This window comes from Paraburkholderia caledonica NBRC 102488, from assembly GCF_000685095.1.
GTDB classification, from domain to species: domain Bacteria; phylum Pseudomonadota; class Gammaproteobacteria; order Burkholderiales; family Burkholderiaceae; genus Paraburkholderia; species Paraburkholderia caledonica.
In genome coordinates this window covers 201,162-223,340 of record NZ_BAYE01000012.1, presented here as the reverse complement: position 1 = coordinate 223,340, position 22,179 = coordinate 201,162, and the positions used below count along the sequence as shown (strand labels likewise).

Annotated in this window: 20 protein-coding genes; 10 read left to right on the top strand and 10 right to left on the bottom strand. The window is 62.1% G+C overall.

Annotated features, from left to right (window positions below):
• From BCA01S_RS23295 to BCA01S_RS23280, 4 genes are all read right to left on the bottom strand, one after another.
• On the bottom strand, positions 1-714 hold a 714-nt coding region (locus tag BCA01S_RS23295), incomplete at its 3' end, for a branched-chain amino acid ABC transporter permease (RefSeq protein ID WP_042319186.1).
• Positions 715-943: 229 nt separating this feature from the next.
• On the bottom strand, positions 944-2,146 hold the full coding sequence (locus tag BCA01S_RS23290) for a branched-chain amino acid ABC transporter substrate-binding protein (protein ID WP_027778985.1): 1,203 nt from the start codon (positions 2,144-2,146) through the stop codon (positions 944-946).
• 530 nt (positions 2,147-2,676) lie between these two features.
• Entirely contained in the window at positions 2,677-3,636 is a 960-nt protein-coding gene (gene ispH / locus BCA01S_RS23285) for a 4-hydroxy-3-methylbut-2-enyl diphosphate reductase (protein WP_020069107.1), read from the bottom strand.
• A 2-nt stretch (positions 3,637-3,638) separates the two neighbouring features.
• Positions 3,639-4,094, bottom strand: coding sequence for an FKBP-type peptidyl-prolyl cis-trans isomerase (locus BCA01S_RS23280; protein WP_020069108.1), 456 nt, complete (start codon positions 4,092-4,094; stop codon positions 3,639-3,641).
• 177 nt (positions 4,095-4,271) lie between these two features.
• Between BCA01S_RS23280 and radC the strand changes: the two genes are divergently transcribed.
• The 4 genes from radC to nadB all read left to right on the top strand — a co-directional run bounded on the left by radC (position 4,272) and on the right by nadB (position 7,563).
• The gene (radC, locus tag BCA01S_RS23275) at positions 4,272-5,036 is read left to right on the top strand and encodes a RadC family protein (RefSeq protein ID WP_027778984.1); all 765 of its coding nucleotides are present in this window, start codon (positions 4,272-4,274) and stop codon (positions 5,034-5,036) included.
• 277 nt (positions 5,037-5,313) lie between these two features.
• On the top strand, positions 5,314-5,547 hold the full coding sequence (rpmB, locus tag BCA01S_RS23270; RefSeq protein ID WP_006050117.1) for a 50S ribosomal protein L28: 234 nt from the start codon (positions 5,314-5,316) through the stop codon (positions 5,545-5,547).
• 10 nt (positions 5,548-5,557) lie between these two features.
• Entirely contained in the window at positions 5,558-5,725 is a 168-nt protein-coding gene (gene rpmG, locus BCA01S_RS23265; protein WP_007180630.1) for a 50S ribosomal protein L33, read from the top strand.
• A 239-nt stretch (positions 5,726-5,964) separates the two neighbouring features.
• Positions 5,965-7,563: an L-aspartate oxidase gene (nadB, locus tag BCA01S_RS23260; protein ID WP_027778983.1), complete on the top strand. Its 1,599-nt coding sequence runs from the start codon at positions 5,965-5,967 to the stop codon at positions 7,561-7,563.
• Between the two features lie 64 nt (positions 7,564-7,627).
• Here nadB and nadC read toward each other — a convergent pair whose 3' ends face one another.
• The 6 genes from nadC to purN form a co-directional block, all read right to left on the bottom strand.
• Complete coding sequence (gene nadC / locus BCA01S_RS23255; protein WP_042319182.1) at positions 7,628-8,557, bottom strand: carboxylating nicotinate-nucleotide diphosphorylase; 930 nt, start codon at positions 8,555-8,557, stop codon at positions 7,628-7,630.
• Positions 8,557-9,696 carry a quinolinate synthase NadA gene (gene nadA, locus BCA01S_RS23250; protein ID WP_027778981.1) on the bottom strand — a complete coding sequence of 380 codons (1,140 nt, stop codon included), beginning with the start codon at positions 9,694-9,696 and terminating at the stop codon, positions 8,557-8,559. Before nadA ends, nadC begins: the two co-directional genes overlap by 1 nt.
• Positions 9,697-9,823: 127 nt before the next feature.
• The gene (locus tag BCA01S_RS23245) at positions 9,824-11,020 is read right to left on the bottom strand and encodes a DesA family fatty acid desaturase (protein WP_027778980.1); all 1,197 of its coding nucleotides are present in this window, start codon (positions 11,018-11,020) and stop codon (positions 9,824-9,826) included.
• A gap of 201 nt (positions 11,021-11,221) precedes the next feature.
• Positions 11,222-12,595, bottom strand: a complete 1,374-nt coding sequence (locus BCA01S_RS23240; protein ID WP_027778979.1) for a mechanosensitive ion channel family protein — start codon at positions 12,593-12,595, stop codon at positions 11,222-11,224.
• 80 nt (positions 12,596-12,675) lie between these two features.
• Positions 12,676-13,935 (bottom strand): RsmB/NOP family class I SAM-dependent RNA methyltransferase, encoded by a 1,260-nt coding sequence (locus BCA01S_RS23235; RefSeq protein WP_027778978.1) that lies wholly within the window; start codon positions 13,933-13,935, stop codon positions 12,676-12,678.
• On the bottom strand, positions 13,932-14,585 hold the full coding sequence (gene purN / locus BCA01S_RS23230) for a phosphoribosylglycinamide formyltransferase (RefSeq protein ID WP_027778977.1): 654 nt from the start codon (positions 14,583-14,585) through the stop codon (positions 13,932-13,934). Before purN ends, BCA01S_RS23235 begins: the two co-directional genes overlap by 4 nt.
• 116 nt (positions 14,586-14,701) lie before the next feature.
• On the opposite strand from purN, the gene BCA01S_RS23225 reads away from it, so the two are divergent.
• From BCA01S_RS23225 to dut, 6 genes are all read left to right on the top strand, one after another.
• On the top strand, positions 14,702-15,697 hold the full coding sequence (locus tag BCA01S_RS23225) for a bifunctional riboflavin kinase/FAD synthetase (RefSeq protein ID WP_027778976.1): 996 nt from the start codon (positions 14,702-14,704) through the stop codon (positions 15,695-15,697).
• Positions 15,698-15,862: 165 nt separating this feature from the next.
• Positions 15,863-18,700: an isoleucine--tRNA ligase gene (ileS, locus tag BCA01S_RS23220; protein WP_027778975.1), complete on the top strand. Its 2,838-nt coding sequence runs from the start codon at positions 15,863-15,865 to the stop codon at positions 18,698-18,700.
• A gap of 11 nt (positions 18,701-18,711) precedes the next feature.
• The gene (gene lspA, locus BCA01S_RS23215; protein WP_020069119.1) at positions 18,712-19,218 is read left to right on the top strand and encodes a signal peptidase II; all 507 of its coding nucleotides are present in this window, start codon (positions 18,712-18,714) and stop codon (positions 19,216-19,218) included.
• A gap of 171 nt (positions 19,219-19,389) precedes the next feature.
• Positions 19,390-20,604 carry a bifunctional phosphopantothenoylcysteine decarboxylase/phosphopantothenate--cysteine ligase CoaBC gene (coaBC, locus tag BCA01S_RS23205; RefSeq protein WP_027778973.1) on the top strand — a complete coding sequence of 405 codons (1,215 nt, stop codon included), beginning with the start codon at positions 19,390-19,392 and terminating at the stop codon, positions 20,602-20,604.
• Between the two features lie 76 nt (positions 20,605-20,680).
• Positions 20,681-21,700 (top strand): LLM class flavin-dependent oxidoreductase, encoded by a 1,020-nt coding sequence (locus BCA01S_RS23200; RefSeq protein ID WP_027778972.1) that lies wholly within the window; start codon positions 20,681-20,683, stop codon positions 21,698-21,700.
• 14 nt (positions 21,701-21,714) lie between these two features.
• Positions 21,715-22,161: a dUTP diphosphatase gene (gene dut, locus BCA01S_RS23195; protein WP_020069122.1), complete on the top strand. Its 447-nt coding sequence runs from the start codon at positions 21,715-21,717 to the stop codon at positions 22,159-22,161.
• Positions 22,162-22,179 lie beyond the last annotated feature (18 nt).

The window sequence follows — 22,179 nt, the reverse complement described above, 5'->3', positions numbered from 1 at the left end:
GGGGATGAAGCCCATGTAGAAGTGCGCGTTGCCGTATTCGGAGGCGATCATCACGCCGGCGAGCGCGGCGAGCGCCGAGCCGATCATGAAGGTGGCCGAGATCACGAAGTTCGGGTTCACGCCCATCAGCGAGGCGACGCCCGGGTTCTCGGCGATGGCGCGCATCGCGCGGCCGAGCTTGGTCTTGTGGACGAGCAGCAGCAGGCCTGCCATAACGAGGAACGCGACGACGATGATCACGATTTCAGTCATCGAGATCACGGCGCCGGGCGTCGTATCGGTGGCCTTGATCACGTTCAGCGGATCGGTGGGCAGAAGCTGCGGGAAAGGCAGCGGGTTGCGCGACCAGATCATCATGGCGAGCGTTTGCAGCAGGATCGACACGCCGATCGCGGTGATAAGCGGAGCGAGACGCGGCGCCTTGCGCAGCGGCCGGTAAGCCACGCGCTCGATCGTGTAGCCCACCACCGCGCAAACCACGGCGGCGATTGCCAGCGCGATGCACAGAGTCGGCACATTGCCGAGGCCAGGGAAGTGGTTTTGCAGCACGCCTATGGCGGAGAGCGCGACCATCGCGCCCACCATCAACACATCGCCGTGAGCGAAGTTGATGATGCCAAGAATGCCGTAAACCATCGTATAGCCCAGTGCGATGATGGCATAAACGCTGCCCAGCACCAGTCCGTTTAGGATCTGCTGGATGAAGATATCCATTTAATGCTCCTTAGCCCGTGCGACTGGATTCGCGCTCTTCATCAGCCGGTGGGCGGTGATGCGTCACGGAATCTCAACGGCACTGCGGGTACTGATGTAAAAGACCGGTAAGGGTTTATCCGCCGCCGGTTTGCCCAGACGACTGGGTCACAGTCGCAGGCTCGCCTTCAGCGGATGCAAAAACGGCACCGTTGGGTGGTTCGGTGCCGTCAGGCTGAACGTCCCGTCATCACATCTTCACGACGTCGAGAACCGCTTTCTTGCCGTCCTTGAAGTCGTAAAGCGTAATGGCGCCCTCTTTCAAATCACCCTTGTCGTCGAACGCGATGCGGCCGATTACCCCGTTGTAATCGGTGGAGGGCATCGCAGCCAGCACCTTGGGCGCCTCGATCGAATTAGCGCGCTTCATTGCATCGACAATCACGTACACAGCGTCATACGTGAACGGTGCGTAAATCTGCACCGGCGTGTGGAAGCGGTCCACGTACTTCTTCTCGAAGTCCGCTCCCCTGTCCATTTTCGAAAGCGCGAGTCCCGCTTCCGAACAGACCAGGTTTTGCACGGCGGTTCCCGCCAGCTCCCCCACCTTGTCGGTACACACGCCGTCGCCGCCAAGGATTTTTGCTCTGATACCGAGCGCCGCCGCCTGTTTGGCAAACGGCCCGCCCGTCGCGTCCATGCCGCCGAACATGATGGCGTCCGGATGAACACTTTTGATCTTTGTGAGGATGGCCCGGAAGTCCGTGGCCCGGTCGTTCGTGGCTTCCCGCGCGACGATCTTCGCTCCGCTCGCCTCGACGGTCTTCGCGAATTCGTCCGCGAGCCCCTTACCGTAGGCGGTTGCATCGTCCACCACGGCGATGCGTTTGGCGCCCAACGCCTTCGTGGCGTAATTGGCGAGCGCCGGACCTTGCTGCGCGTCGGTCGCGACGACGCGATAGGTCGTCTTGAATCCTTGCTGCGTGTACGCCGGGTTCGTCGACGAAGGCGAGATCTGCACGGTGCTTGCGTCGCTATAAATCTTCGAAGCCGGAATCGAGACACCCGAATTCAGATGCCCGACCACGGCCACCACGTGATCGTCTACGAGCTTCTGCGCGACCGCCGTACCGGCCTTCGGATCCGCCGCGTCGTCTTGCGCATCGAGCTGCAAGTCGATCTTGTGGCCGTCGATCGTCAGTCCTTGTGCATTGATTTCCTCGACCGCGAGACGCGCGCCGTTTTCATTGTCCTTGCCCAGATGCGCTATGCCGCCCGTCAGCGGGGCTGCATGGCCGATCTTCACAACGATTGCTTCGCTCGCTGGCGCAGCGGCTGCCGCCACTGCCGCCGATGCTCCTGCTCCCGCCTCGCCATCCTGTTTTTTGCCGCACGCGGTCAGCATCGCAACCGCGGCCGCGATGGACACGGCGTAAGCAAACTTGACTCGCATTAAATAGGTCTCCCGCGCCTTGCAAAATCTATTGTTCGGGACCCTAAGGCCTTGAGAACGCGCGCATTGTAACTCCAATTTTGCGACGGGCAATATTGTTGAACCGGCAGGGTTTTCCTGCATTGCAACCGCTTCTCAAGACCGCACCGAGACCGAAGGCGCAACCCGGTTGCGACTGATTTTCGTGCATCAGTTGCACCGTGGGATCGCTTCGCATCAAGTGTTGCAGGCACGTTGTGCAAGGTCCGGCCGCAGCGCGCTTTCGCTTAAATCATATTTAAACGGCGCCGTCTCTGTCTCGGCACCATGTTAGTGCGTCAAAATAGTTTGCGGCCTGATCGCGCCTCACAAAACGGGGCCATAGTCATCAAATTTCAATAAACGCCGGATCGGATTCGCGAAAAAATATCGAAAATGGAAGCGAAAAGTGAGCGCCTTGAGCCATACGGCACCAATTACGGGTCGCACTCGCTGGCCACGGGCAAAAAAAAGCGCGCCCGAGGGCGCGCTTTTTGACTATTGCACAAAGGTCAGGCTGGCAGACCCAAGCCACGCGGCAACGGGAACGCGATGTTTTCCTCAATGCCCTCAAGCGCGCGCACGTTGCGCACGCCAAGCTCGCGCAAGCGAGCAATCACGGCCTGCGCAAGCACCTCGGGAGCCGAAGCACCGGCAGTCACGCCGATCCGGCGCTTGCCCTCGACCCAGGCCGGATCGATCTGGTCGGGCGAATCCACCATATAGGAAGGCACGCCGAGCTTTTCGGCGAGTTCGCGCAACCGGTTGGAGTTCGAACTGTTGGGGCTGCCGACCACGATCACCAGGTCGCACTGCGGCGCCATGAATTTCACGGCGTCCTGGCGGTTCTGCGTGGCGTAACAGATATCCTGCTTCTTCGGCTCGCGAATGGACGGATATTTCGCCTTGAGCGCGCCGATGATCTCCGCTGCGTCGTCGACCGAAAGCGTGGTCTGGGTGACGAACGCAATCCGATCTGGGTGGGCCAGCTGCAGCGCCTGCACGTCTTCGATGTCTTCGACGAGGTACATGCCCTCGCCCGCCTGGCCCATCGTGCCTTCCACCTCTGGATGGCCCTTGTGACCGATCATGACGATGTCGAAGCCGTCTTGCCGCATCTTCGCCACTTCGATATGCACCTTGGTGACGAGCGGGCAGGTGGCGTCGTAGACGCGCAGCCCGCGCGATTCGGCCTCGCTGCGCACCGCTTTCGAGACACCGTGCGCGCTGAAAATGACCGTATTGCCGGAGGGCACCTCTTCCAGACGCTCGATGAAAATAGCGCCCTTCTTGCGCAGATCTTCGACGACGTAGGCGTTATGGACGATTTCGTGGCGCACGTAGATCGGCGAGCCGTGCAGCTTGATGGCCCGCTCGACGATCTCGATAGCCCGATCGACGCCGGCACAGAACCCGCGCGGTTGAGCCAGCAGGATCTCCGTTTCGGCAAGGGTCGTATCCGCGATGATCATGTTTAAAGAATCCCGATGATTTTCACTTCGAATGCCAGCGCCTGGCCGGCAAGCGGGTGGTTGAAATCGAACAGGGCCGACGTTTCGTTCACTTCTTTCAGAACGCCAGCGTAGCGGCCGCCGCCCGGCGCGTTGAATTCGACCAGGTCGCCTGGCGAAAAATCCTCGCCGATCATGCTGTTTTCCCGCAGCGTGGCCAGAGACACGCGCTGGATCAACTCGGGATTGCGGGGACCGAATGCGGCCCCGGGGGCTAGCTGAAAGGTCGAATGGTGGCCGACCTTCAAACCCATCAGAATGTCTTCCAGCGGCGGTGCGAGTTGTCCCGCACCGAGCAGCAGCGTGGCGGGCTTGTCGTTGAAGGTATTGATGACTTCGGCGCCATCGGCAAGGGAAAGCCGGTAGTGAAGCGTCACGTGTGAACCGGCCTTCACTTCGGAAATGTCGATGATGCTCATGCAATGCTCGCTCAGTCGAAGCGCGCTCTCACGCGTGCGCCGCGGGGCGCAGCTGACGCGTGCGGCAAACCGTCGGCGTGCCGTGCGCAAAGCGTCTATTGTAAGCCACATGGCTGGCCTCGGCTTGCGTCCATCGCGCGCACCGGGCCCGAATCCAAGCGGAGGAATTGTCTGTATATGTCTGATTATGCGTCGACGATCGACGAACCAATGTTGGATTTCGCTCGTTCGCCGCAGGGTGCTCCGGCTCCTCCGGCGGACAGATTGCGTCGCAGACGCAAATGGCCTAAACGTGACATGCCGCGTGAGCGGCTGATTGACCAGGGCCCTAGCGTACTGTCAGACACTGAAATGGTCGTGCTAGTACTGGGCTCCGGCTTGCCGGGCCACGATGTTTTCAGCGTGGCTCACGAGCTGCTCGACCGTTTCGGGTCACTGCGGGCAATGCTCGATGCCACTTACACGGACTTCGACGGGCTGCGCGGCATCGGGCCCGCGAAAAAAGCGCAATTGCTCGCGATCATGGAAATGGCGCGCCGCTCGCTTGTCGACAAAATGCGCCGCCGGTCGCTCATGAATTCTCCGGAAGCCGTTGAAAATTATCTGCGCCTGCTCATAGGCGGCCGTCCGCACGAAGTGTTCGTGTCGCTGTTTCTGGACGCCCGGCACCGGCTTATCCGCAGCGAGGAAAGCGCGCGCGGCACGCTCACGCGGATGGCGGTGTATCCGCGTGAGATCGTGCGGCGTGCGTTGACGCTCAATGCCGCGAGCCTGATCGTCGCGCATAATCATCCGTCTGGCGCTGTGCGGCCGAGCGCGAGCGACTGCAGTCTGACGCGCGCACTGCGCGAAGCGCTTGCGCTAATCGACGTTCAACTGGTCGATCATCTGGTGATCGGCTCCGACCGCGTATACTCCTTTGCCCGCGACGGCTGGCCCTGACGTTGGACCATGCGTCGGCGCCTGCAGCTTGCCCGAAACGGTACGGAAAAAGCACGAACGGCAAAGGAAAAGGCCCTGCGCCGTGTCTTGCTGCCGCAAATAAGGTTTGATTTTGCGGCTTTTTTTCTGCTAGAATCCCGGTTTGCCTGTTTCCAACCCCCTGTTCCGAAGCCACCAAGGCGTTCCGGAAAGGATACGTGCCTGAATTTCAGCGCGACTCTTTTCGGGAAACTTTCACGGCGTTCGAACTCAGAATTAGCGTATTAGGAGTGCTCTCATGGCACGCGTATGCCAAGTAACTGGGAAAGCGCCGATGAGCGGCAACAATGTTTCCCACGCGAACAACAAAACCAAGCGCCGGTTCCTGCCGAACCTGCAAAGCCGCCGCATTTGGGTGGAAAGCGAAAACCGTTGGGTGCGTCTGCGTATTTCGAACGCCGGCCTGCGCCTGATCGACAAGAACGGTATCGACGCTGTGCTCGCAGATCTGCGTGCACGCGGTGAAGCCTAAGGAGTAAATGATGGCAAAAGGCGCACGCGACAAGATCAAGCTGGAATCGACCGCAGGCACGGGTCACTTCTACACGACGACGAAAAACAAACGCAACATGCCGGAAAAGATGCTGATCAAGAAATTTGATCCGGTCGTCCGTAAGCATGTTGAGTACAAGGAAACCAAGATTAAATAAATCTTGGCTCCTGCCGCCTGACGACGGCAAGACATACATAAAAAGCCTCGCATTCGTGCGAGGCTTTTTTGTTTTGTACTAACCGAACCAGCCGACCTTGGGTCGACATCGTCGGCGATACATAGTCTTATAACGTTCAGCCAGCTTTCCCTCGACCGTCGCGGCGCGTATCCTTTCCCGTTTTAGCAGCGCGTAAATCGCACGCTGCTACAGCAAAACGAAAGACGGAGATGCGAGCAATGGAATTCGATGTGGCGATTGTCGGTAGCGGTCTCGCGGGACTGAGCGTCGCGCTCAACCTCGCGCAGACGCGGCGCGTCGCGGTGATCGCCAAACGGTCGATAACCGAGGGTGCGAGCGATTGGGCGCAAGGCGGCATTGCCGCGGTGCTCGATTCGGCGGACAGCATCGAAAATCACGTGCGCGACACGCTCGTTGCAGGCGCCGGCCTGTGTGATGAAGCCGCAACGCGCTTCATCGTCGAGAACGGACGCGCTGCTATCGAATGGCTGATCGAACAAGGCGTGCCGTTCACCAAAGACGACTCCGCGGAACTCGGCTTCCATCTGACTCGCGAAGGCGGCCATAGCCATCGGCGGATCATTCATGCGGCGGATGCGACGGGCCACGCGGTAGTGGCCACGTTGAGCGAGCGTGTGCGACAGCATCCGAACATCACGCTGCTGGAAGATCACTACGCAATCGACCTGATCACGTCCGACCGGCTCGGCCTGCCGGGCCGCCGTTGCCATGGCCTGTACGCGCTCGATGTAGAAAGCGGACGCACCGTCACGATCGAGGCGCCGCATACGGTGCTTGCCACCGGGGGCGCCGGCAAGGTCTATCTGTACACGACGAATCCCGATACCGCGACGGGCGACGGCATCGCGATGGCATGGCGCGCCGGCTGCCGGGTCTCGAATATGGAGTTCATCCAGTTCCATCCCACCTGCCTCTTCCACCCGTACGCAAAGTCGTTCCTGATCTCCGAAGCGGTGCGCGGCGAGGGTGGCGTCCTGAAGCTGCCGGACGGCACGCGGTTCATGCCGAATCACGATGAACGCGCTGAACTCGCGCCGCGCGACATCGTGGCGCGCGCGATTGACTTCGAGATGAAGAAACGCGGCATAGATTGTGTGTATCTCGATATCAGCCATCAGCCGGCTGACTTTCTCCGCGAGCATTTTCCGACGATCCTCGCTAGGTGCCTCGAATTCGGTATCGACATTACGAAGCAACCGATCCCCGTGGTCCCGGCGGCACACTACACGTGTGGTGGCGTCGTAACGGACCTGGCCGGCCGCACCGATCTCGCAGGGCTCTATGCAGTCGGCGAAACATCTTGCACTGGATTGCACGGCGCGAACCGCCTTGCCAGCAATTCGCTGCTCGAGTGCCTCGTGCTTGGCCGCTCGGCGGCACGCGCGATCGAAGAAGAGGGATTTTGCGCCGCCGTCCACGCGCCTTTGCCAGACTGGGACGAGAGCCGTGTTTCGGACCCCGACGAAGAAGTGGTCGTCGCACACAATTGGGACGAGCTCCGCCGGCTCATGTGGAACTACGTCGGCATCGTGCGCACGGACAAACGCCTCGCGCGAGCCAAACACCGGCTGGCGCTATTGCGCGACGAGATTCACGAGTATTACGCGAACTTCAAGGTGAGCCGCGATTTGCTCGAGTTGCGCAATCTGGTGGACGTAGCCTCGTTGATCGTGGACGGCGCGCGTTCCCGGCGCGAAAGCCGTGGCCTGCATTTCAGCCGCGACTGGCCAGCAACCTTGCCGAAAGCGCTGCCAACTGTGCTATCGCCCGAGCACGTCCGAAACCGCAACGTGTGATCTAAGGCAAAGCGCCACCGCCGGCTCCGAGCCGGCGATGGCGCTTTATAAGCAAGAACTTCCGTCAGACGATACGCAAAGAGTAATCGGTCGCTCGCACGTCTTTCGTCAGAGCGCCGATCGACACACGGTCGACGCCCGTTTCCGCGATAGTCCTCACTGTTTCGAAGTTCACTCCACCCGACACTTCCAGTACGGCGCGCCCCGCGGTGATCCGCACGGCTTCCCGCATCGAATCGAACGAAAAGTTGTCGAGCAGGACGGACTGCGCGCGATGCGCCAATGCCGTTTCCAGCTGCTCGAGCGTCTCGACCTCGATCTGGATTGAGACGCCCGCGTTGAGAGCCAGCGCCGCGTCCATGGCCGCCCCCACTCCGCCGGCAGCGGCAATGTGGTTTTCCTTGATCAGGATGCCGTCATACAACGCGAGCCGTTGATTCGCTCCGCCTCCCACGCGCACCGCGTATTTCTGCGCGAGCCGCAAGCCGGGCAACGTCTTGCGCGTATCGAGAATGCGGGTACGCGTATGAGCGACCGCATCCACATACCGGCGCGTGGCGGTCGCCACGCCTGATAAAAGCTGAAGGAAGTTAAGCGCGTTGCGCTCGGCAGTGAGCAGCGCACGGACCGGTCCACGCAGTTCGCACACGGGAGTGTCCGCTGTCATCCGGTCACCTTCGCGGTAAAGCCACTGCACCTCGATCCGTGAGTCCACTTGCCGCAAAACCGCGTTGAACCAGGACACGCCGCACAACACCGCATTCTCACGGACAACGACACGCGCGCGGCGCACGTCATCGGCGGGGACGAGGCGGCCGGTCTGGTCACCCGTGCCGACGTCTTCCGCAAGTGCGTCGGCGACGTTGCGCGCGAGCGCTGCGTCGAACGCCGCGCCGTATTGCGCATGGATCTCGGCGAAGAGTGGCGAGACGGCTTCGGCGTGACTGTATGGCGCCGAACGGGGCACTGCTGAACTCTGCGCTGCCGCGTTCATCAGGCGGCTCCCACGTTCGAATACAACTGCGCGTCGCGCGCCAGATCGCCGCTCGCCTGCACGCGCTTCTTATGACGCGCCGCAAAGTCCAACATACGGTCGATCGGCACACGCGCCCGCTCGCCAACCGCGCGTTCGACGAAAATCTCGTTATGACCGCGTTCGAGGACGTCGGCGAGATTCGCGAGACCGTTCATAGCCATCCACGGGCAGTGCGCGCAACTCTTGCATGTCGCGCTGTTGCCGGCAGTAGGCGCCGCGATCAACGTCTTGCCAGGCGCAGCGAGCTGCATCTTATGGAGGATGCCGAGGTCCGTTGCCACGATGAAGTGCGTCGCATCCAACTTCTGCGCGGCATCGATCAACTGTGTGGTAGAGCCGACGACATCCGCCTGGGCCACCACGTTGGCCGGAGACTCCGGATGAACCAGGACTTTCGCGCCCGGATATTCGGCGCGCAGCAAATCGAGTTCAATGCCCTTGAATTCGTCGTGTACGACACACGAACCCTGCCACATCAGCATGTCCGCGCCGGTCTTGTTCTGGATGTAACCGCCCAGGTGCCGGTCGGGCGCCCAAATGATCTTTTCGCCGCGCGCGTGAAGGTCGGCCACGATCTCCAGTCCGATCGACGATGTCACCATCCAGTCTGCGCGGGCTTTAACGGCCGCGCTCGTATTCGCATAGACGACCACCGTGCGGTCCGGATGTGCGTCGCAGAAAGCCGAAAATTCATCTACCGGACAGCCGAGGTCCAGCGAACATGTTGCGTCGAGATCCGGCATCAGAATGCGCTTGTCCGGGCTGAGAATCTTGGCCGTCTCGCCCATGAACCGCACCCCCGCCACCACGAGAGTCTGGGCCTCGTGATCGCGCCCGAAGCGGGCCATTTCAAGTGAATCGGCCACGCAGCCGCCTGTTTCGTCGGCCAGCTCCTGCAATTCGGCGTCGACATAGTAGTGGGCGACGAGCACGGCCTTCTCGCGCTTGAGCAATGCGCGAATGCGCTCTTTCAGCGCCACTTTTTCCTGCGCCGACGGCACCTCGGGCACCTTCGCCCACGCCTGCCCGATCCCGCAGGATGTCCCCTGCGCCTGCGGCCGGTCGTATTCCACGGCCCTGATCGCCTGCTGATCCATGATCTCTTCTGCCCTCGCTTTGCCGCCGTGGAATACCCATCGCGTCATGCAAATTCCGCGGCCCAAAATGCAAAACCCCGCCAACGCGGGGTTTTGTGACGTAACGAAATTTTAATGGATTTCGTGGTTAAGCATAACGGCGCAGTCGCATTGCGAACTCCTGCAGCGCCTTGATGCCGCTCGCTTCAGCGCGATGGCACCAGTCCTGCAACTGCACCAGCAACTGATCGCGCGACGCGTTCGAGCGCTCCCACATTGACGCAAGTTCGTTACGCATGTCGATGTAGGTCTTCAACTTCTGGCTGTTCGCGAAGATTTGCGGCAACAGACGCTTCTGCGGCTCGTCGAGCCCCGCTTCTTCCTTGTGGAACCAGCTGCGCGCCCCGCGCATGACCTGATATTTCTCGCGCGCGCCCACTTCCTTCAGATGCGCGAGTTCCTGACGATACGCGCGCTTGAGCGCCTTGCCGTAACGCGCCATCACTTCGTAACGGTTAGCCAGCACGGCCTGCAACGTGTCCTGATCGAGCACCATCTTGCCCGTGGTCAGACGCGGCGTGGGCGCGACCTTCTTCACCTTGGCAAGGCGGAAAGCCGACATGATGCGGATGTACATCCAGCCGATGTCGAACTCGTACCACTTGTTCGACAGCTTCGCCGAGGTAGCGTACGTGTGGTGATTGTTGTGCAGCTCTTCACCGCCGATGATGATGCCCCACGGGAAAATGTTGGTGCTGGCGTCCGACGAGTTGAAGTTGCGATAACCCCAGAAGTGCGCGAGACCGTTCACCACGCCGGCTGCCCAGAACGGAATCCACACCATCTGCACCGCCCAGATGGTCAGGCCGACCACGCCGAACAGCGCGACATTCAGCACCATCATCAGGCTGACGCCGAGAATCGGGTACTTGGTGTAGACGTTGCGTTCCATCCAGTCGTTCGGCGTGCCGTGACTGAACTTGCGCATCGTCTCTTCGTTTTTCGCTTCCGTGCGATAGAGTTCCGCGCCTTCGAGCAGCACCTTCCAGATGCCGCGCGTTTGCGGGCTATGCGGATCTTCTTCCGTCTCGCACTTGGCGTGGTGCTTACGGTGGATAGCCGCCCATTGACCGGTCAGCATGCCCGTGGTCATCCACAGCCAGAATCGGAAAAAATGACTGACGACAGGATGCAACTCGAGCGCGCGGTGCGCCTGGCAGCGATGCAGATAAACCGTCACACCGATGATCGTGACGTGTGTCACGGCGAGCGTGTACAGAACAAGTTGCCACCACGAGAAGCGCATCAGACCGTGGGCAAGGAAATCGAGCAAAGAATTCAACAAGGCAATTTACCTGTGGAACGAGAGACACGAGACACCCGCGAACTGCGCGTGTCAAGAAAGTGAAAGCATACAGCGGGATTGGACGACATTCTACTGGAAGCGTTCCAAGTGTTTGTAACAAATAGGGATTTTTTGTGCAGCATCAACGCACACAGCCCCGCAGCAAGCCCGTTAGACTCATCAGTGCCGCGCGAGTGCCCGCTAAATAGCGTTGCCCGCCTGATTAGCCGTCCCGTCGGTCACAGTTGCCGATTTTGACAACATGCCTCCGACATTTGCTACCTCAGCCGCATTCCCGACAATGCGAACTTCGCGTTGCGCGAAAGGAATGGAGATGCCGTGTGCGGAAAAAAGCTGCCAGATGTTGCGATTGACCGCCGAGCGGACGGCTGATGTGCCAGTTGCCGCGTCTGCAATCCAGAAGCCTAGCTCCAGGTTGATGCCATCGGCGCCAAAACCTACGAGATAAGGCGTGGGCGCCGGGTCCGTCAGTACGCGGGGCACGCCGTCCGCTGCTTGCGCGAGAAGTGCCATGGCCTGCTCGACATCGGCGGTGTAGGCGATCTGCACGGCCGCCTTCGCATAGCCACGCGTCAGATACGACGACTGATTCTGCACGACGTCGGTAATCAGTTTTTCGTTGGGAATCAGCGTTTCGATACCGTCAAGACCGCGCACGACCGTATATCGGGTGCGGATCTGCGTGACCATGCCTTGCAGGCCGCTCACGTTGATCGTGTCGCCGATTCGCAGCGACCGGTCGATCAGGATGATGAAGCCCGACACGTAGTTGCTGGCGATTTTCTGCAAGCCAAACCCCAGCCCCACGCCCAGAGCACCGCCAAATACGCCGAGCACGGTGATGTCGATGCCAACCAGCGACAAGCTGATCAACACCGCCGCCAGTACAAACGCCGCGCGGCCGACACGCGCCACCACGACTTTCAGATTCGCGTCGAGCGTCGCGGCGCGCATCAGACGGTCTTCGAACGCCGAGCCGAGCCACATTGCGACGATCATCGTCACGCAGACCCACAGCAGGCCCGTGACGAGCGAGAGCAGCGTCATGTGCGCATTCGCGACACGAAAGTGCACGCTCGCCATCCACGCGATCACGTCGTCCTGAATGCCCATCACGGTGAGCACCATGGCGACCCACACGCCCAGAGAAACGATCTTTTCGACGAGGAAAAGCCACGGGTGCGTCTCCCCGTCATGGCTGAAGACGCGCCGCGCGAAGAAAAACACGATGTAAATCAAGCCGATGCCGAAGAGCGGCACCAACGCGAGATCGAGCAGCGACGTGTGGATGAACCGCCCGGCGATCGCCCGTGCGATCCACACCAGCACTGCGCCGATCAGCGGGAAAAACGCGCGGTTCAGGCTTTCCGCGCCGAAGCGCAGCGTCTGATAGCGGGTCTGACGACGCAGATCGAGCGCCCGGCGCAACAGCCAGGCGAGCAACCAGGCGAGCGCGAGCGTGGCGATTAGCACCCCGACTTGCCAAAGCATGACGGGCTGGCCGAAGTCGCGCGCGAGATCGCCGAACAGATGAGAAAAGATACGGTTTTGCATGATGTCGCCGGAATGTCCGGCTCATGGTTCGGCTCGCGGTTCGGGTGATCGATCCGCGAGCCGGCTGGCCTATTGCGGGCTCAGCTCTGGCGTTCGAGAACGGCGGCGAAAAAGCCGTCGGTCGCGTGGCGGTGCGGCCAGAGCGACAGATAATCGCCCATTTCGAGATCGATGCGCTGCTCCGCCAGCACCTCGCGCGCGGGGACGAGCGCAAAGTCCGGATGATCTGCAAGGAACTGCTGCACGACCGCTTCGTTTTCCGCTTCCAGGATCGAGCAGGTCGCATACACGAGGCGACCGCCCTTCTTCACCAGACGCGCCGCGCTCGCCAGAATCGACGCCTGCTTGGGCGCGAGTTCGGCGACCGACTCCGGCGACTGGCGCCATTTCAGGTCCGGGTTGCGGCGCAGCGTACCCAAACCGCTGCAGGGCGCGTCGACCAGCACCCGGTCGATCTTACCGGCGAGCCGCTTGATCTTGGCGTCGTGTTCACTGTCGATCAGTACCGGATTCACGTTCGACAAACCGCTGCGCGCAAGTCGCGGCTTGAGCCTGGCGAGACGCCGCTCGGAGATGTCGAACGCATACAGACGCCCGGTCGAGCGCATCGCCGCGCCCAGCGCCAGAGTCTTGCCGCCCGCGCCTGCGCAGAAGTCGACGATCATCTCGCCGCGCTTGGGCGCAACCAGCGAGCACAGCAACTGGCTGCCTTCGTCCTGCACCTCGACCCAACCCTGCTGGAACGCGTCGAGCTTGGTGAGCGGCGGCTTGCCCACCACCCGCACGCCGAACGGCGCGAACGGCGTTGCGCCGGCTTCGATACCGGCTTTCGACAGCGCGTTCAGTACGTCGTCGCGGCTCGCCTTGATCGGGTTCGCGCGCAGATCCAACGGCGCTGGGTAGTTCAACGCGGCGGCCAGTTGAGCCAGTTCGGCTGCTTCAAAACGCTTCGCGAGCGCCTGATAGATCCAGTCGGGCAGGTTCAGGCGAATCCGCAGCGGCAAGCTTTCCGGATCGATCATCGCGACGTGTTCGAGCCATTTCGACTCCGAGTCGGACACGAACGGCTTGAGCGCCGTGCGGCCGGCCGTCTGCATCAGGCCGAGCAAGGCCATGCGGCGGGCCGGGCTGCCCGCGCCGCTTTCGGCAAGGTGCGCAAACTCCATCCGGCGACGCAGCACCGCGAAAACCGCCTCGGCAATTACGCCGCGCTCGCCGTGCCCGAGCTTCGGATGCGCCCGAAAGAAACGGCTCGTGGTAGCGTCGGCAGGACCGTTCAGTCGAAGGACTTCGGCCAGCAAAGTCTCAGTTTGTCCAATCAGAAAACCATGTAATCTCATGCGCCCTCTCCGGCGGTGTGACCGGCAAAGAGCCATTGCGGCTCCGGCGGCGTAAGCGTGACGCGCAGGCCGTCCAGAGCGAGACGCCCTTCGACGAACCAGCGCACCGCGCGTGGATAAATAATGTGTTCAGTCGCAAGCACGCGCTCGGCGAGCGTGGCGGGCGTATCGCCGGCCTCGACGGGCACCGCCGACTGCGCGACGATGGGCCCGTGATCGAGCTGCGAAGTAACGAAATGCACCGACGCGCCGTGCAGGCGCACGCCGGCGTCGAGCGCCTGCTGATGCGTTTTCAGTCCCGGAAAGCTCGGCAGCAGCGACGGGTGCACGTTCAACATGCGCCCCACATAACGGTCGACGAAACCGTCTGTCAGCACGCGCATAAAGCCTGCGAGCGCTACCAGATCGGGCGAGAAACGATCGATTTGTTCGGCGAGCGCGGAGTCGAAGCTGTCGCGATCGGGAAACTGGCGGTGATCGACCACCGCCGTGGCAATGCCGTGCGACGCCGCGAACGCAAGGCCCGCGGCATCCGGACGGTTGGCAATCACGGCAGCGACCTGCGCCGGCCAGCGTTCGTCCGAGCAGGCTCGAACGATAGCTTCCATGTTGCTTCCCCGCCCTGAAATCAGGATGACGAGTTTTTTCATGCGCGGATTTTATCATTCGAGGGCACCCAAACCGCGACGCGCCGCCGTCCCATGCGCCGAGCGTTTATAATCGTTTGTTTTGCGGCACCTCGCCCGCTCTATCCCGACGCGCTATCGTGAGAGTCTTCCGCGGTCTTCCCAATGCTGAAAGCCGTGCGCCCTGCGCACTGACCATCGGCAACTTCGACGGTGTCCACCGCGGCCATCAGGCTTTGCTCGCGCACGTGCGCGCGGCGGCCGACGCGCGCGGCCTGCCCGTCTGCGTGATGACCTTCGAGCCGCACCCGCGCGAGTTCTTCAATCCCGCCAGCGCACCGCCGCGCATCGCGATGCTGCGCGACAAGCTGGAGGCGCTGCGCACCAACGGTGTGGACCGCGTCGTCGTAGAGCACTTCAATCACACATTCGCGAGCCAGTCGCCGGATGCGTTCGTCGAACGGATCATCGTCAACGGGCTGCACGCGCGCTGGGTGATGATCGGCGACGACTTCCGCTACGGCGCAAAGCGCGCGGGCGACTTCGCGTCGCTGAAAGCCGCAGGGCAGCACTACGGTTTCGAAGTCGAACAAATGGCAACGGTCGCCGATCCGTCCGGCGCGCGTATATCCAGTTCAGGGGTACGCGCCGCGCTGGTGGCCGGCGATCTCGACGCGGCGCGCGCCGCGCTGGGCCGCGATTATCTGATCAGCGGTCACGTCGTGCACGGCATGAAGCTCGGCCGCGATCTCGGCTTTCCCACGCTAAACCTGCCGATCGCGCACAAGCGTCCGGCGCTCGCGGGCATTTTCGTCGTGCGCGTGCATGGCGTGGCGGACGAACCGCTGCCGGGCGTCGCGAGCCTCGGCCTGCGTCCAACCGTCGACGATTCCGGCCGCGTGCTGCTCGAAGTGCATCTGCTCGACTGGCACGGCGACGCATACGGCAAGCTCGTGCGCGTCGAATTCCTGAAGAAGCTGCGTGACGAGGAAAAGTACGTCGACCTCGAAACGCTCACGGCCGCCATTGCGCGCGACGTCGCCAACGCGCGCGCATGGTTCGCGGCCGTCGGCGCGGGCTCGCCAGGCAGCCGTTCCACCGGTTTCGCCACGTCGGCCACCGACCGAATTAGATAGCCGCCGCGGTCCGCGCGCGCTGATTGTCGCAAGGACCGCCGCTCTCGCGCATCGAAAGGCGTCCGTGCATCGCGCGACATGCCTGCCGGGCGCGCCCCACGCTCTCGCGCATCGTGCGCAACCCGCGCCCCGCTGCGCTTATAAAGAATTCACCGCGACCAAATCATGAGCAACAAGAAAGCCGATTCGAAACCGCCGTCACGTTATCCCGTGAACCTGCTCGACACGCCGTTCCCGATGCGCGGCGATCTGCCCAAGCGCGAGCCGCAATGGGTCAAGGAATGGCAGGAACGCAAGATCTACGAGAAGATCCGCGCCGCCAGCAAGGGCCGCAAGAAATTCATCTTGCACGATGGCCCTCCGTACGCGAACGGCGACATTCACCTCGGGCACGCGGTGAACAAGATTCTGAAGGACATGATCGTCAAGGCACGCAACATGGCGGGCTTCGACGCGGTGTACGTGCCTGGCTGGGACTGCCACGGCATGCCGATCGAAATCCAGATCGAAAAGCAGTTCGGCAAGTCGCTGCCCGCCGCCGAAGTGATGCAGAAGGCGCGTGCCTACGCGACCGAGCAGATCGAAAAGCAGAAGGTCGGCTTCCGTCGTCTGGGCGTGCTCGGTGAGTGGGACAACCCGTACAAGACGATGAACTTCGCAAATGAAGCGGGAGAAATCCGCGCACTCGCGAAGATCATGGAAAAGGGCTACGTGTTCCGCGGCCTGAAGCCGGTCAACTGGTGTTTCGACTGCGGCTCGGCGCTCGCTGAGGCAGAAGTCGAGTACAAGGACAAGACAGATCCGACCATCGACGTGCTGTTCAGCTTTGCCGAGCCGGAAAAGACCGCACAGGCGTTCGGTCTCGCCGCGCTGCCGCGCAACGAAGGCGGCATCGTGATCTGGACCACCACGCCGTGGACGATCCCGGCGAACCAGGCGCTGAACCTGCATCCGGAAATCGTCTACGCGCTCGTCGACACGCCGCGCGGCCTGCTGATCCTCGCCGAAGAACGCGTCGAAGCATGTCTGAACGCATACGGTCTGGAAGGCTCGGTCGTCGCGACCACGCCCGGCGCGAAGCTCGTCAATCTGCGCTTCAACCATCCGCTCGCGTCCGCTCATCCCGGCTACAAGCGGACGTCACCGGTGTACCTGGGCGACTACGTCACGACCGAAACCGGCACGGGCGTCGTGCACTCGTCGCCGGCGTATGGCGTGGAAGACTTCGTGTCCTGCAAGGCACACGGCATGGCCGATTCGGACATCATCAATCCGGTGATGGGCGACGGCCGTTACATCGAATCGCTCGCGCTGTTCGGCGGCCTGTCGATCTGGGCGGCCAATCCGCAGATCGTCGAAGCGCTGCAAGGCGCCGGATCGCTGTTGCGCACCGAGAAGTACACGCACAGCTACATGCACTGCTGGCGCCACAAGACGCCGATCATCTACCGCGCCACATCGCAATGGTTCGCCGGCATGGACGTGAAGCCGAACGATACCGACAAGACTCTGCGCGAAACCGCACTCGAAGGCATCGAAAACACGGCGTTTTATCCGTCGTGGGGCAAGCAGCGCCTCTTCAGCATGATCGCGAACCGCCCCGACTGGACACTGTCGCGCCAGCGCCAATGGGGCGTGCCGATGGCCTTCTTCGTGCACAAGGAAACCGGCGAGTTGCATCCTCGCACGCTGGAGTTGCTCGAGGAAGTCGCGAAGCGCGTCGAAGAGGCCGGTATCGAAGCCTGGCAAACGCTCGACCCGCGCGAATTGATCGGCGACGACGCCAACATGTACGAAAAGAACCGCGACACGCTCGACGTGTGGTTCGATTCCGGCACCACGCATTGGCACGTGCTGCGCGGCTCGCATAAAGACGAGCTGCAATTCCCGGCCGACCTGTATCTGGAAGGCTCGGACCAGCATCGCGGCTGGTTCCATTCGTCGCTTTTGACCGCGTCGATGCTGGACGGCCGTCCGCCGTACAACGCGCTGCTCACGCACGGCTTCACCGTCGACGGCGAAGGCCGCAAGATGAGCAAGTCGCTCGGCAACGGTATCGATCCGCACGAAGTGGCGAACCGGCTCGGCGCAGAAATCATCCGTTTGTGGATCGCGTCGACCGATTACTCGGGCGAGCTCGCCATCTCCGAAGAAATCCTGAAGCGTGTGACCGAAGGCTATCGCCGCATTCGCAACACGCTGCGCTTCCTGCTCGCGAATCTGTCGGACTTCGACTTCGAGAAGAACGCGCGCCCGGTCGAAGACTGGCTCGAGATCGACCGCTACGCGGTGGCGCTGTCGGCGAATCTGCAAAACGACATCCTCTCGCATTACGACAAGTACGAGTTCCACCCGGTCGTCGCCAAGCTGCAAACGTTCTGCTCCGAAGACCTCGGCGGCTTCTATCTGGACGTGCTGAAGGACCGCCTGTACACCACGGCTGCAGATTCCGTCGCCCGCCGCTCGGCTCAAACCGCGCTGTATCACATCGCGCAAGGCCTGCTGCGTCTGATGGCGCCGTTCCTGTCGTTCACAGCCGAAGAAGCCTGGAAGGTGTTCCAGCCGAACAGCGAGACCATTTTCACCGAGACGTACCACGCATTCCCGGCGGTGCCGGACGCCGGCGCGCTGCTCGACAAATGGACGCTGTTGCGCGCTGCCCGCGGCGACGTAACGAAAGCGCTGGAAGAAGCGCGCGTTGCGAACCTGATCGGCTCGTCGCTGCAGGCGGAAGTGGAAATCCGGGCGAGCGGCGCACGTTACGACGCGCTCACAAGCCTCGGCGACGACCTGAAGTTCGTGCTGATCACGTCGGCTGCGAGCGTCGTCAAGGTCGAGAGCGAAGCGGAAGAAGGCGTCGAAGTCATCACGTCGAAGTATCTGAAATGCGAGCGCTGCTGGCACTATCGCGCGGACGTGGGCGCAGACGCGGAACACCCCACGCTGTGCGGCCGCTGTGTCAGCAATCTGTTCGGCAACGGTGAAGCGAGGAGCGCGGCATAATGGCGAGAACCATGGCGAAAACCACATCGAAAGCTTCCGCCGGAAACAGTTCGCTGGCGCCCTGGCTGGGCGTCGCGCTGATCGTGATCCTGTTCGATCAGTTGACGAAAATCGCGGTGCAAAAGGTGTTTGCCTACGGCGTCGCGCATGAGGTCACGTCGTTCTTCAACCTGATTCTCGTGTACAACCGCGGCGCGGCATTCAGCTTCCTCGCAATGGCTGGCGGCTGGCAACGCTGGGCGTTCACCGCGCTCGGCGTGGTCGCCGCGCTGGTGATCTGCTATCTGCTCAAGCGCCACGGCGGGCAAAAAATGTTCTGCACCGCGCTTGCGCTGATACTCGGCGGCGCGCTCGGCAACGTGATCGACCGGCTCGCGTACGGCCACGTGATCGACTTTCTGGATTTCCACGTGCGCGCGTGGCACTGGCCGGCGTTCAACCTGGCGGACAGCGCGATTACGGTCGGCGCGATTCTGCTCGTAATCGACGAGTTGCGGCGCGTACGCGGCTCGCGTTAAGGTCGCGATAACGTCGCGTCAAGGTCGCGCGTCGCCTCACCCGCGGTCGCCTCACAGCGCGAGGCCGTGGTCGGCTTTCGACCGCTCGCCTCGCGCCAGAAGTCCGCTTTGACGGCCGGCAACGGTGCAAGCGCGCCGCGCTCGGCCACCACGCTTTGTCGGAGGCTTTCGTTGGCAACCGCAGAACTCGCAGGGAAACACCTCGTCCTCGGCATGACGGGCGGCATTGCCTGCTACAAGATCGCCGAACTCACGCGCCTGCTGACCAAGGCCGGCGCAACCGTGCAGGTCGTCATGACCGAAGCGGCCACGCAGTTCATCACCCCGGTGACCATGCAGGCGCTGTCGGGCCGGCCCGTCTACACGAGCCAGTGGGACGCGCGTATTGCGAACAACATGGCGCATATCGATCTGTCGCGCGAAGCCGACGCGATCGTGATCGCGCCCGCCTCCACCGACTTCCTCGCCAAACTCGTACACGGCATGGCCGATGATCTGCTCGCTACGCTATGCGTCGCGCGTGATTGTCCGCTGCTCGTCGTGCCCGCGATGAACCGGCAGATGTGGCAAAACCCGGCCACGCAACGCAACGTCGCACAGCTGCGCGCGGACGGGATCGAAGTGCTGGGGCCGGACTCCGGTCCGCAGGCTTGCGGCGAAATCGGCGACGGCCGCATGCTCGAAGCCGCGGCAACCTATGAGGCGATCGCATCGTTCTTCGCGCCCAAAATTCTTTCCGGCCGGCGCGTGTTGCTGACAGCCGGGCCGACGTTCGAACCGCTGGATCCGGTGCGCGGCATTACCAACCGGTCGAGTGGCAAGATGGGGTTCGCGCTGGCCCGCGCCGCGCAACAGGCGGGCGCCGACGTGCACCTCGTGGCCGGTCCTGTCGCGCTCGAAACACCGTGGGGCGTGTTCCGAGAAGACGTGGAAACCGCCCAGCAAATGCACGATGCCGTGATGCGCGCGGTGGCAGATGCGGACATTTTCATCGGCGTAGCCGCGGTCGCTGACTGGCGTGTCGATCACCCGAGCGACCACAAGATCAAGAAAAGCGCGGATCGCGCGCTGCCCACTTTTTCGTTCGTCGAGAATCCGGACATTCTGGCCTCGGTCGCGAAGTTGCCGCATCCGCCGTTCACCGTCGGCTTCGCCGCCGAAAGCGGCGATCTCGAAGTGCATGGCGAGGAAAAACGCGTGCGCAAAAACGTGCCGCTTTTAATCGGTAATCTCGGGCCGCTCACATTCGGCATGGACGATAACGAGGTCATCCTGTTCGAAGCAGGCGGCGCTACCAGGCTGCCCCGCGCCGACAAGCAGACGCTCGCGCGCGCGCTGATCGCGGAGATCGCGAAGCGTCTGCCCGACACAAATTTGATTCGCTGAGCCGGCGATCCGGCCCTGGCATGCAGTCGCCGGAAGCAACGCGGCGAAGCGAATGACCCATCTGGAGCACACTGACATGACGCTACTTTCCGTGCTCGATCAAACGCCCGTCATTTCAGGGCACTCGGTGGCGGACGCGATTGCCGCCACGGTAGAACTGGCGCAACTCGCCGACGATCTCGGCTACACGCGCTACTGGTGCGCTGAGCATCACGGCTTGCGTGGCGTGTCGAACCCGTGTCCCGAAGTGATGCTCGCGCGCCTCGGCAGCGTCACGCGGCGCATCCGGCTGGGCTCCGGCGGCATCATGCTGCCGTACTACAGCCCGTTCAAAGTCGCCGAGCAATTCATGATGCTGGAGGCGCTGTTCCCTAACCGCATCGATCTCGGCGTGGGACGCGCGCCCGGCGGCGACATGCGCACCGCCCAGGCGGTTGCCGCGGGCGACTACAACCGCGGCGAAATCTTCCCGCAACAGGTGGCCGATCTGCTCGGCCTGATGCACGGCACGCTGCCAGCCGATCACGTCGCGCGAGGCGTACTGCTGCAACCGCAAGTTGCCACGCGTCCGCAGCTGTGGATGCTCGGTTCAAGCGAATTCGGCGGGTTGCTCGCAGCGCAGCTCGGAATCCGCTTCGCATTCGCGCATTTCATCAACGCCCATTTCGGGCATCAGGTCGCGCATGCGTATCGCGAGCGTTTCAAGCCAAGCGAGGAAACGCAGCAATCGTATCTGGCCGCCGCCGTGTTCGTGATTTGCGCGGACACCGAACAGGAAGCCGCTGATCTGGCGAAAGCCGTCGATCTGCGTCGCGTGCAAATGGCTTATGGTTTGAACGAACCGATTCCGACTATCGAACAGGGCGTCGCGCAGGAGTATGGCGAGCGCGAAAGACTGGTGATAGACCGCGAGAAGCCGCGCAGTATCATCGGCACGCCAGAAGTCGTGACCGAGCGCCTCCATGCATTGCAGGAACAATTCCAGGCTGACGAGCTCATCGTGCTCACCGTCGCAGGCAGCTATCGCGCGCGCTTGCGTTCCTATGAACTCCTTGCCGAAGCGTTCGATCTAGGGCGCCCGGCTTCAACTTCTTAAACCTTCGAACCTGCATGAAACTCGACCTGAAGATTCTCGATGCGCGCATGCGCGACCAGCTTCCTGCCTACGCGACGAGCGGTAGCGCGGGACTCGATTTGCGCGCGTGTCTCAAAGAGCCGTTGACGCTCAAACCCGGCGAAACCGCACTCGTTCCGACAGGGCTTGCGATACACGTAGGTGACCCCGGCTATGCCGCGCTGATCCTGCCGCGCTCGGGTCTGGGACATAAGCACGGAATCGTGCTCGGCAATCTGGTCGGCCTGATCGATTCCGATTATCAAGGCGAACTGATGATCTCGACATGGAACCGCGGAGAGACCACATTCGTACTCAATCCGATGGAGCGTCTCGCGCAACTCGTGATCGTGCCGGTCGTGCAGGCCGAATTCAATATCGTCGATGAGTTCGAGCAAAGCGAGCGCGGCGCAGGCGGCTTCGGCAGCACCGGCAAGCACTGAACTGAACAACGCAAATGA